The organism is Pseudosporangium ferrugineum, from assembly GCF_003002065.1.
GTDB lineage: Bacteria > Actinomycetota > Actinomycetes > Mycobacteriales > Micromonosporaceae > Actinoplanes > Actinoplanes ferrugineus_A.
Genome location: NZ_PVZG01000028.1, coordinates 47,691 through 58,178, shown reverse-complemented (window position 1 = coordinate 58,178; position 10,488 = coordinate 47,691). Strand labels below are relative to the sequence as shown.

The window sequence follows — 10,488 nt, the reverse complement described above, 5'->3', positions numbered from 1 at the left end:
CAACGTCACGCGGCCGACCCGCACCCACTAACGAGGGACAAAACGGTCAAGCCGAAACGGACGGGAGGGGATCAAATCCCTCTGACGAATCGAGGCTGGCAGGGCGAACGCGGCTTCGCCATCCTCGTCGGACGCTGGAAAGCCCTGCGCCGCACCACGATCAGCCCTCGCCGGATCGGCGATGTCGTCGCCGCCGCGCTGCACCTGACCCATTTCGAATACAAACACCTAACCGGATCTTGTTGAGATCAGCTCAGTGACCACCGCCACATTTCTTTGCTCTTGCCATTAATGTCAAGTCTTAGCGTACCGGCATGCAGATCTCAGGAACTATTGCGCTTGTTACCGGCGCGAACCGCGGCCTCGGCCGCCAGTTTGCCGTCCAACTGCTGGAGCGCGGTGCCACCAAGGTGTATGCCACCGCCCGCCGGCCCGAACTCGTGGACATTCCCGGAGTGGAGGTCCTGTCCCTGGACATCACGGACCCGGCCTCGGTCGCCGCGGCCGCAGAGGCCACCGGCGACGTCAACCTGCTCGTGAACAATGCCGGGGTGGCCACGGGCTCCGGCCTCGTCACCGGTGACCTCGACGGTCTCCACCGGGAGATGGACATCAATTTCTGGGGCACCCTCTCCGTCATCCGGGCGTTCGCGCCGCAACTGGCCGGCGGCGGCATTCTCAACGTGCTCTCGACACTGTCCTGGATCGGATTCGACGGTTCCGGCGGGTACGCGGCCTCGAAATCAGCCCAGTGGAGCCTCACCAACGGCGTGCGTCTCGAACTGGCCGGGCAGGGGACACACGTCACCGGTCTGCACCTCGGTGCTGCCGACACCGATATGACAGCCGGCTACGACGTCCCGAAGGCGCACGCCTCCGTGATCGTGAAGGCGGGGCTCGACGGCCTCGAAGCCGGCGCCTGGGAGGTGCTCGCCGACGAGTGGACCCGCGTCGCGAAGGCCTCTCTCGCCGGAGACCCCAAGGCCTACTACAGCAACCCGTACGACATCTTCGCGCAGAAGTGAGGTGAGGCGGCGGACGGGAGCGAGCACCACCCGTCCGCCGTACTCGATCGAGTGCAAGGCCCGGCGGGCGGGGTTGCTACGCGGCGGCGAGTCTGTTGCGGCCGGCGCGCTTGGCCGCGTACAGGCGGGAATCCGCCCGGTCGTAGAGGTCCCGGCCCGTTTCGCCCGGCCGGCAGGCCGCCAGGCCCATGCTGAGGGTGACCCGCAGGCCGGGGGCGATCGCGTTCCAGTCGCGGGCCAGGACGACCTGGCGGATGCGTTCCGCGACCTGGCGGGCCTCGTGCTCGCTGGTCTCCAGGAAGACCGCGAACTCGTCGCCGCCGAAGCGGACCGCGGCCTCGCCGTGCCGGGTGTGGGCGTGCAGAACCGCGGCGATCTCCACCAGGACGCGGTCGCCGACGCCGTGGGAGAAGGCGTCGTTGATGTCCTTGAAGCGGTCGACGTCGATGAGCAGCAGGGTGCTGCCCGCATCGCCGGCCGAGACCATGCGGCGGTCGAAGAGGCGGCGGTTGCCGAGGCCGGTGAGCGCGTCGGAGGTGGCCGCGAGGTCGGCCGTGGTGCGGGCCGCCTCGAGCTCGACCCGGCGGTACGCCTGCTGCAGCATCGTGCGCCGGTCCAGCCGCAGCTGCCAGAGCATCCGGATGTGGCTGTGCAGCGCGGCGAGCACCGTACGGGTGGCCTCTCCGGGTTGGTCCCGGGTCGCGGTCACGGCCAGCTCGTACTGGAAGATCAGCCGCTGGGACGGCCGGACGCACAGTTCGTCGGCGGCGAGGAACTCGCGCCGGGCGGCCCGCAGCTCCCCCGCCGCGCGAAGGTTGAGGCCGTGCGCCAGGTGCAGCAGGCGGGCCTCGTGGTCCTGGCCCTCCCCGCGCATGCGCAGCAGCAGCTCGTCCACGATCGTCTGGGACTCGGCGTGCAGGCCGGTCTTGGCGTAGCAGACGGCGAGCAGGGCCATGCCCAGCGGCGAGTCGACGGCGCGTTCCATCCAGTACCGCAGCATGGCCATGCTCTTGTCGACCAGGACGGCGGCTTCCTCGTCGCGCTGCACCTGCTCGAGGCGCAGGGCCCATTCGATCAGGAGTTCGGCGTACTGCAGCTCGGCCGAGGAGCGGTAGAGGTCGTCGGGGGTGTCGAAGGCGTCGAGCGCGTTGAGCATGGCGACCTCGGCCAGCTCGAACAGCTCCGCCGACTTGGCCGACTCGCACAGCGACGCCATCGCCGAGAAGTAGCGCAGGCTCTTGCGGGGGGCGACGTCGAGCATGGCCATCGCGTACGCCAGCCGGTGCAGGCCGTCGTCCATCCGCCCGGCCTGGATGAGCATGCGGGCGGTGTCGGCGAGGATCTTGGCGTCGGTGCTGCGCGGGCCGGTGAGCGCGGCCCCGTCGGCGGCGAGTTCCTCACCGACGCGCAGGGCCTCGTCGACGCGGCCGAGGGCGCTGAGCGCGTACATCCGGCCGAGGCGGCTGACCCGGCGGGTGCGGTCGTCGCCGAGGATGCGCAGGATCGCCTCGGCACGTTCGGCGGCGACGAGCGTCTCGGAGTGATGCCCGCGGATGGTCAGGTCGTGCACGTGCAGAGCCATGCCCGCATACGGACCGTACGGCGACACCACGGCGGGCAGGCGCTCGGACGCCACGGTGTCACCTCCGTTCGTGCCTGCGGTGCTCTGTCGGACCATAACGTCGGTCGTCGTCGCGCGTACGTGAGGGTTCCCGTGCGCAGGGCCATCATGCCCGACCGCGCCTACCGGTAGATAACCGAGATTTTCGGTCTTGAGCCGCCTCACACGAACGTGCATATCAGGAATACACACCGAGTGGGAGGCCGTAACAGCTCTGAAAACTTCCGGAAATCAGGTGTTGACGATGCCGATTCCGTGCTCCAACAATGGGGCAGCGACGAACGTCGATCAGCCCCCATCGTCCCCGCCCCGTCCGCCGTCCGGCCGGGCCGCCGATGGCGCGCGCCCGCCCCCGATCGGCGATCCCCCACGAGAAGGTGAGCACCCATGACCAGACATGCTCGTGACGAAGCCGGCCGGCCCCGGACCAGGCACCGCTGGGCCGCGATCATCGCCGCGGCGGTCGGCGTCCTCGTCGCCGGCGCCGGCGCCGCCGACGCCGCCGGGCAGCAGGACTCCGCGGCGGCCGCGGACTGCAGCAACGGCTACGTGGCGCTGACCTTCGACGACGGGCCCAACCCCAACAACACCAACAACCTGCTCAACGCGCTGCGTCAGGCGGGCGTGCGGGCCACGCTGTTCAACGTCGGCCAGAACGCCGCCGCGAACCCCTCGCTGGTCGCCGCCCAGCGCTCCGCCGGCATGTGGGTCGCCAACCACAGCTACACCCACCCGCACATGCTCAACCTGAGCTCCGCCCAGATGTCCTCGGAGCTGTCGCGCACCCAGTCGGCCATCCAGAACGCCGGCGGCGGCACGCCGGTGCTGTTCCGCCCGCCGTACGGCGAGACGAACTCCACGCTGCAATCGGCCGCGTCCGCGCTGGGCCTGCGCACCGTGACCTGGGACGTCGACTCGCAGGACTGGAACGGCGCCAGCACCGCGCAGATCGTGCAGGCGGCGAGCCGGCTCACCAACGGCCAGAGCATCCTCATGCACGACCAGTACGCCACCACCATCGCCGCGATCCCGCAGATCGTCTCCGGCCTCACCAGCCGCGGCCTGTGCGCCGGCATGATCTCCGCGAGCACCGGGCGGGCCGTGGCCCCCGACGGCGGCTCCGGCGGCGGCCCGACCACTCCGGCACCCGGCGGCGGCTCCTGCACGGCCACCTTCAGCGAGGGGCAGAAGTGGAACGACCGCTTCAACGGCCAGGTCGCGGTGTCCGGCACCAACAACTGGACCGTGACCGTCACCGTACGGTCGCCCCAGAAGATCATCGCCACCTGGAACGCGTCGGTGTCCTGGGATTCCAGCGGCCTCGTGATGACGGCGCGGCCGAACGGCAGCGGCAACACGTTCGGCTTCACGATCCAGCACGGCGGCGACTGGACCTGGCCGGCGCTGGCCTGCCGGGCGGGCTGAGACCTTCCGCGAGAGGGAGAAGGGGCCGGGCGGGAGCATCTCCCGCCCGGCCCTTGCGGTGCACGGGGCTCAGAATCCGTTGCGCGGGCTCAGGATCGGCGCGCGGTCAGGATCGGGACGCCGCGGCCGGCTCGGAGGCCGACGACTCGATGACCGGGCGCCCGCCGCCCGCGGTGGCGATCTCGATGCGGCGCGGCTTCGCCGCCTCGGCCACCGGGATGGTCAGCGTCAGCACGCCGTCCTGCCAGGTGGCGGCGATCTTGTCGAGGTCGAGCCCGTCGCCGAGGGTCAGGCGTCGTTCGAAGGTGCCGGTCACCCGCTCCCGGCGCAGCCACTGCACGGCCTCATCCGTACGCGGGGAACGCTCGGCCCGGATCGTCAGCACCCGCCCGTCGACGTCCACCTGCACGGAGCCGGGGTCGATCCCGGCGAGGTCGCAGTGCAGCACGAAGTGGTCACCGGACCGGTACAGGTCCATCGGCATCGCCAGGGTGGCGGCGCCGCCGACAGCGGAACCGGTGCCGAACATCTGCCCGGCCAGGCGGTCGAGCTCGCGGAAAGGATCGAAAGTCAGCACCACGGACACCTCCTCGAGACCGTCCGCCGGCCTCTCCGGCGGACTCGTGGCGCTCGGCTAAAGATCAGTTCTGCCGAGGGCGCTGGCTGCCTCCGTGGTGGTCCATCACCGCGGTGGAGCAGCAGCGACATCTCATTATTTAGCACTCCCCCGCCGGGAGTGCCAAGGGTTTCGGGCAAAAAAAATTCAGGCGATCGGCAGGGCGGTCGCCACCGGCCAGGCGACCGTCAGCGCGCCCGCCGCGACCGTGCGCCACCAGGGGATTCCGCCCAGCCACGCGCAGCCCGCCACCAGCAGGTGCAGTGCCAGCAGGCCGGCTATCAGCGGGGTCACCAGGGCGAGGAAGCCCGGCGCCGCCCCGATCACCGCCGCGAGCGGCAGCGGGGTGCACACCAGGGCGAGCACGACCGCGCTCCACGGTGGGCCGGCCAGGGCGTGGGCCGCGGCGAGCAGGAGGGCGGTCGCGGCGGCCAGGAGGATCAGCAGGGTCCGGTGGGCGCCGTACGGCACGGCCGAGGTGAGGCCGAGGTGGATGGGGATCACCACCGCCGCGGGGCCGGCGAGGGTGAGGGCCGCCGCGGAGGCCGCCGACCGCCACGACGGGAGGCGCAGTCGCGGGCCGGTGCCCCGGCGGATCACCATGGCCGCGACCGACAGGGCCGTGCCGGCGCCGGCGAAGTAGCCGATCACGTAACCGCAGACCGTTGCCTGCATCGTCGCCCACAGCACCGTTCCGCCGGCGAGTCCGGCCGGTGCGGCGGCTGCCGTTCCCAGGGCGATCGCCGGCCAGGTCCCGCGGGCGGGCAGGGCGGGGCGTAGCCGGCGGGCGCGGCGGCCGGTGGCGGCGAGGACGAGCAGGAGCATGCCCGTCAGCAGCAGGGCGCCCGCGGCGAGGCGCCGCTTCGCCGCGATCACCGGTCGCTCCGGGCGGTTCCCGACGGCCTGGTCGAGCCACCGGGCCGTCTCGTGATGGGTACGGTCGGCGTACAGCACCCCGATGTGTTCGACGAGCGGGACGCGTACCAGGCGGTCGCCGTCCGCCGCTTCCGAGGTGGCCCCGATGCCGGCCGGTTCGAGGGCGCCCAGGAGCAGCAGGAGCCGCCGCGGGCCCGGTCGTGCCGCCGCGGCGGCGTCGTCGCCGAGGGAGATCGCCACCGTCGCGGCGATGCGCCGGTCGCGGGTGCCGGCGCGGACGACGGCGGCGGCGCCCATCGAGTGGCCGACGAGGACCACGCGCGCCGGGTCGACGCCGGGCAGGGCCCGCACGGAGCGGATGGCGGCGTCCAGGTCGCGGTCGACGTCGCCCTCTCCGGTGAGCGGGCGCGGGCTCGCGGCGTGCCCCGCGAGGTCGGGCAGGGCGACCACGTAGCCGCGGCGGGCCAGGGTGTCGGCGAACGGCCGCATCAGCCGCCCGGACCCGGCGAAGCCGTGCGCGACGACCACGGCGGGCCGGTCCGGGCCGTCGGTGTCCGGCCGGACGATCTCCATCGGTACGCCCTCGGCCCGCACGGAGCCGGTGCGCAGCCCGTCGCCGGCCCGCCCGAGGACGAGCAGCCCCGCCACGACCAGGAGCACCCCGGCGACCGGCACGGACCACCGCAGCACCCGGATCGACATGCGCCGCACCGTACCGGTCGCGGGCAACGGCAACGGCGGTCGTCGATTCAGGGCCTGGCACTTTCCCGGCATACCGGCGTAACGTCAGGCCGGTCGGAAGCCGCCGTCTCCCCACGGAGGGCGCCATGACCGCGCTCGTACCGAAACCGATCGTCAGCCGCCCCTGGCCGGTGCGCCGCCAGGTACGCGGCTCGGCGCTGGCCCGGACCCTGCGCACCACGGACGCGAAACAGATCGGGATCATGTACCTGGTCACGTCGTTCGTGTTCTTCATGATCGGCGGGTTCATGGCGCTGCTCATGCGCGCCGAGCTGGCCCGTCCGGGCATGCAGCTGCTGTCGCCGGAGCAGTACAACCAGCTGTTCACGATGCACGGCACGATCATGCTGCTGCTGTTCGCGACGCCGATCGTCTTCGCGTTCGCCAACTTCGTGGTCCCGATCCAGATCGGCGCGCCCGACGTGTCGTTCCCGCGGCTCAACGCGTTCGCCTACTGGCTGTACCTGTTCGGCGGGACCATCGCGCTCGGCGGGTTCCTGGTGCCCGGCGGGGCGGCGGACTTCGGCTGGACCGCGTACGCGCCGCTGAGCGACGCCACCAACTCCCCCGGCGTCGGCGGCAACATGTGGGTCGTCGGGCTGGCCCTGTCCGGCCTCGGCACCATCCTCGGCGGCGTCAACATGATCACCACGATCCTGACGTTGCGCGCGCCGGGCATGACCATGTTCCGGATGCCGATCTTCACCTGGAACATCCTGCTGACCAGCGTCCTGGTCATCGCCATCTTCCCGTTCCTCGCCGCCGCCCTGTTCGCGCTGGCCGCCGACCGCATCCTCGGCGCGCACGTCTTCGACGTCGACACCGCCGGGCCCATGCTGTGGCAGCACCTGTTCTGGTTCTTCGGCCACCCCGAGGTGTACGTCGTCGCGCTGCCGTTCTTCGGCATCATCACCGAGGTGGTGCCGGTCTTCAGCCGCAAACCGCTGTTCGGCTACAAGGGACTGGTCGGCGCGACCCTGCTGATCGCGGGACTGTCGATGAGCGTGTGGGCCCATCACATGTTCGCCACCGGCCAGGTGCTGCTGCCGTTCTTCAGCCTGCTCAGCTTCCTCATCGCCGTACCGACGGGCATGAAGTTCTTCGTGTGGATCGGCACGATGTGGCGCGGCCAGATCAGCTTCGAGACCCCGATGATGTTCGCGCTCGGGTTCATGGTCACGTTCCTGTTCGGCGGGCTCACCGGCGTCCTGCTCGCCTCACCGCCGGTGGACTTCCACGTGCACGACAGCTACTTTGTGGTCGCGCACTTCCACTACGTACTGTTCGGCACGATCGTGTTCGCGGTCTTCTCCGGCGTCTATTTCTGGTTCCCGAAGATGTTCGGGCGGATGCTCGACGACCGCCTCGGCAAGGTCCACTTCTGGCTGACCTTCCTCGGCTTCCACACCACGTTCCTGGTCCAGCACTGGCTCGGCGCCGAGGGCATGCCCCGCCGCTACGCCGACTACCTGGACACGGACGGCTTCACCACGCTAAACATGATCTCCACCGTCGGCTCGTTCATCCTCGGCGCCTCGACCCTGCCGTTCCTCTACAACGTGTGGAAGTCCTACCGGGCCGGCGAACTGGTCACCGTGGACGACCCGTGGGGGCACGGCAACTCGCTGGAGTGGGCCACCTCGTCGCCGCCGCCGCTGCGCAACTTCGACCGGATGCCGAGGATCCGCTCGGAGCGGCCCGCCTTCGACGCGAAGTTCCCCGAGCTGGCGGCCGGCGTACAGTCCGCCGCCGGGCCGCCGGAGGGCGGCGCACGCCCCCTGAGCAGCGAGTCGGATGCGGGCGCCAGGTATCGCGAGGACCGCTCCGACGGCTGAGGGCGTACGCCGCCCGGGCTCAGCCGGTGGCGCGCCCGGTCAGCTTGTCGCGCAGCCGGTCGACCAGGCCGACGCCCGGACCCACCAGCTTGTGGAACAGCTCGCTGTTGGGCGCACCCGGGTGCGGGCGGGTCGGCGCCAGCTTCTTCGCCGTCTCGACCTTGCCCGCCAGCTCGACCAGCTCGTCCTCCGGGATCAGCCGGCGCAGCTGCGGGAACTGCTCGGACTCCTCGTCCCGCACGTGGTCGGCGAGGATCGCCTCCAGCGAGCGGAGCGCGTCGTCGAACTCGGTGCTCTCGACGTCCAGCGCCTCGAGCTTCTTCATCGCCGCCTCGAGCTCCTTGTGCTCCTCGACGTCGTGCTCGACCGCCTTGTCGCCGTCGGGCAGGTGCTTACGCATCGCCGGGTAGACGTACATCTCCTCGGCGACGGCGTGCCGCACCAGCTCGCTGATCGCCGTGTCGGTCAGGTCCCGCCGGATCATCGCGTCCCTGATCGTCCAGATCTCGCCGATCAGGGCGGTGACGTCGCGGTGGTCGGCGGTCAGAACGTCGATCACGTCTTTGCTGGTCATCGAAACTCCTCCAGGGCGTGGTGCGAACAGCTGCCGACTACCCCGTACGGGATGCGGATAACGTGACGGCATGAGCGGGATCGCCGAAGAACTCCAGCACCGGCAGGACCGGGCGCGCCGGGCCGCCGCCGCGCGGGGCTGGGCGGGGCTGCTCGTCACGCCCGGCTCCGACCTGCGCCACCTCGCCGGCTACGACGCCATGCCGCTCGAACGGCTGACCTGCCTCGTGCTGCCCGCCGACGGCCCGGCCACGCTGATCGTCCCGCGGCTCGAACGCGCCGCGGCCGAGGCGGCACCGGCCGGCGCCCTGGACGTACGGCTGGCCGACTATCCCGACGGGGCCGACGCGCACGACCTGCTGGCCGGCCTGCTCCCGGGGACGGGCCGCATCGGCGTGGTCGACGCGATGCCCGCCGCCCACCTGCTCCGCCTCCAGGACCGCCTGCCCGCGATCCGCTGGGAGCGGGCCGCGCCGGTGCTCGGCGCCCTGCGCGCGGTCAAGTCACCGGCCGAGATCGCCGCGCTGGCCGAGGCGGGCGCCGCCATCGACGAGGTGCACCGCCGGATGCACCGCTGGCTGCGCCCCGGGCGCACGGAGACCGAGGTGGCCGAGGACATCGCCGCGGCCATCCGCGACACCGGACACGCCCGCACCGACTTCGTCATCGTCGCCGGCGGCCCGAACGCCGCCAGCCCTCACCACAGCAGCGGCGCCCGGGTCCTGGCGCCCGGCGACGCCGTGGTGGTCGACATCGGCGGCACGATGCCGAGCGGATACCGCTCCGACTGCACCCGTACGTACGTCCTCGGCCCCACGCCCCCGCCCGGCTTCGCCGACTCCTACGCCGTCCTGCAGGCCGCCCAGCGCGCGTCGGTCGCGGCGGTGGCGCCCGGCGTGCCGGCCGAGGCGGTGGACGCCGCCGCCCGCGAGCCCATCACGGCCGCCGGGTACGGGGACGCGTTCCTGCACCGTACGGGCCACGGCATCGGGCTGGACACGCACGAGGACCCGTACATCGTGGCCGGCAACAGCGAACCGCTGCGCGAGGGCATGGCGTTCTCGGTCGAACCGGGCATCTACCTGGCGGGCCGGCACGGCGCGCGCATCGAGGACATCGTGGTCTGCACCGCCGACGGCGTACGCCGCCTGAACACGACCTCCACCGACCTCGTCCACCTGTGACCCCTGTGGGCGCCTTCAGGGGCCGGCGTCCGGCGCGACGGCGCAGGGGTCGGCCTGGGCGGTGCGAACCCGGGCCAGCAGGGAGCCCAGAGTCTCGCGTTCCTGGGCGGTGAGGTCGGCGAAGAGTTCGTCCTCGACGCGGCCGAAGGCGGCATCGAGCCTGGCGGCGGCCCGGGCGCCGGCATCGGTGATCTCGACGATGTGGCGGCGCCGATCGGCCGGATCCCGGCGTCGCCGGATCAGTTCGCGGTCCTCCAGGGAGTTGAGCAGGGTGACCAGGACGCTGGGGTCGACACCGAGCCGGACGCCGAGATCCCGCTGGCTGACCTGACCGCCGCCGAGGCGCATCAGCACGATCGCATGGCGCGGGGTGACCCCGGAGGTCGTGAGGGCCTCACGGATGCGCGCGTCGGTGCTGCTTCCGCGCCGCGCCAGGAGCACGGAGAGGCGCGACTCCGGGTCGACGTAGGCGGGGTCCGCGGTGTCGATGGGGGCTGCACTTGCACCCGAGCGTGAGGCCATGCCCCGACCATATCAAGCGGGATATCGTTGCTTGCTCTAAATCATTGAGTTGGTTACATTATCGGCAATG

General features: G+C 71.5%; 9 protein-coding genes and 1 pseudogene. 5 read left to right on the top strand and 5 right to left on the bottom strand.

Features of this window, described 5'->3' with window-relative positions:
- Together CLV70_RS40600 and CLV70_RS34955 are read left to right on the top strand one after the other, a co-directional pair.
- Positions 1-246 (top strand): annotated as a pseudogene (locus CLV70_RS40600) (hypothetical protein); the annotation flags it as partial.
- A 68-nt stretch (positions 247-314) separates the two neighbouring features.
- A complete protein-coding gene (locus tag CLV70_RS34955; protein WP_106130900.1) occupies positions 315-1,025 on the top strand; it encodes an SDR family oxidoreductase in 711 nt (236 codons plus the stop codon).
- A 76-nt stretch (positions 1,026-1,101) separates the two neighbouring features.
- Here CLV70_RS34955 and CLV70_RS34950 read toward each other — a convergent pair whose 3' ends face one another.
- Positions 1,102-2,661 (bottom strand): GGDEF domain-containing protein, encoded by a 1,560-nt coding sequence (locus tag CLV70_RS34950; protein WP_106130907.1) that lies wholly within the window; start codon positions 2,659-2,661, stop codon positions 1,102-1,104.
- A 372-nt stretch (positions 2,662-3,033) separates the two neighbouring features.
- Between CLV70_RS34950 and CLV70_RS34945 the strand changes: the two genes are divergently transcribed.
- Complete coding sequence (locus tag CLV70_RS34945) at positions 3,034-4,071, top strand: polysaccharide deacetylase family protein (RefSeq protein WP_106130899.1); 1,038 nt, start codon at positions 3,034-3,036, stop codon at positions 4,069-4,071.
- Positions 4,072-4,177: 106 nt separating this feature from the next.
- On the opposite strand, the gene CLV70_RS34940 is transcribed toward CLV70_RS34945, so the two are convergent.
- Together CLV70_RS34940 and CLV70_RS34935 are read right to left on the bottom strand one after the other, a co-directional pair.
- A complete protein-coding gene (locus CLV70_RS34940; protein ID WP_106130906.1) occupies positions 4,178-4,651 on the bottom strand; it encodes an Hsp20/alpha crystallin family protein in 474 nt (157 codons plus the stop codon).
- A 183-nt stretch (positions 4,652-4,834) separates the two neighbouring features.
- Positions 4,835-6,265 (bottom strand): alpha/beta hydrolase, encoded by a 1,431-nt coding sequence (locus CLV70_RS34935; RefSeq protein WP_158277904.1) that lies wholly within the window; start codon positions 6,263-6,265, stop codon positions 4,835-4,837.
- Positions 6,266-6,390: 125 nt separating this feature from the next.
- Here CLV70_RS34935 and ctaD point away from each other — a divergent pair, with 125 nt between their 5' ends.
- Positions 6,391-8,139, top strand: a complete 1,749-nt coding sequence (gene ctaD / locus CLV70_RS34930; protein ID WP_106130897.1) for an aa3-type cytochrome oxidase subunit I — start codon at positions 6,391-6,393, stop codon at positions 8,137-8,139.
- 19 nt (positions 8,140-8,158) lie between these two features.
- Here the strand turns inward: ctaD and CLV70_RS34925 are convergent, their stop codons facing one another.
- Positions 8,159-8,713 carry a hemerythrin domain-containing protein gene (locus CLV70_RS34925; RefSeq protein WP_106130896.1) on the bottom strand — a complete coding sequence of 185 codons (555 nt, stop codon included), beginning with the start codon at positions 8,711-8,713 and terminating at the stop codon, positions 8,159-8,161.
- 70 nt (positions 8,714-8,783) lie between these two features.
- Between CLV70_RS34925 and CLV70_RS34920 the strand changes: the two genes are divergently transcribed.
- Positions 8,784-9,896, top strand: coding sequence for a M24 family metallopeptidase (locus CLV70_RS34920; RefSeq protein ID WP_106130895.1), 1,113 nt, complete (start codon positions 8,784-8,786; stop codon positions 9,894-9,896).
- 15 nt (positions 9,897-9,911) lie between these two features.
- Here CLV70_RS34920 and CLV70_RS34915 read toward each other — a convergent pair whose 3' ends face one another.
- Positions 9,912-10,418 (bottom strand): MarR family winged helix-turn-helix transcriptional regulator, encoded by a 507-nt coding sequence (locus tag CLV70_RS34915; RefSeq protein ID WP_106130894.1) that lies wholly within the window; start codon positions 10,416-10,418, stop codon positions 9,912-9,914.
- Positions 10,419-10,488: the final 70 nt, after the last annotated feature.

Excerpts from the sequence above, each read along its gene's own strand:
- CLV70_RS34955 (WP_106130900.1), top strand. The coding sequence starts at position 315 with ATGCAGATCTCAGGAACTATTGCGCTTGTTACCGGCGCGAACCGCGGC.
- CLV70_RS34945 (WP_106130899.1), top strand. The coding sequence starts at position 3,034 with ATGACCAGACATGCTCGTGACGAAGCCGGCCGGCCCCGGACCAGGCAC.
- CLV70_RS34935 (WP_158277904.1), bottom strand. The coding sequence starts at position 6,265 with ATGTCGATCCGGGTGCTGCGGTGGTCCGTGCCGGTCGCCGGGGTGCTC.
- ctaD (WP_106130897.1), top strand. The coding sequence starts at position 6,391 with ATGACCGCGCTCGTACCGAAACCGATCGTCAGCCGCCCCTGGCCGGTG.
- CLV70_RS34925 (WP_106130896.1), bottom strand. The coding sequence starts at position 8,713 with ATGACCAGCAAAGACGTGATCGACGTTCTGACCGCCGACCACCGCGAC.
- CLV70_RS34920 (WP_106130895.1), top strand. The coding sequence starts at position 8,784 with ATGAGCGGGATCGCCGAAGAACTCCAGCACCGGCAGGACCGGGCGCGC.
- CLV70_RS34915 (WP_106130894.1), bottom strand. The coding sequence starts at position 10,418 with ATGGCCTCACGCTCGGGTGCAAGTGCAGCCCCCATCGACACCGCGGAC.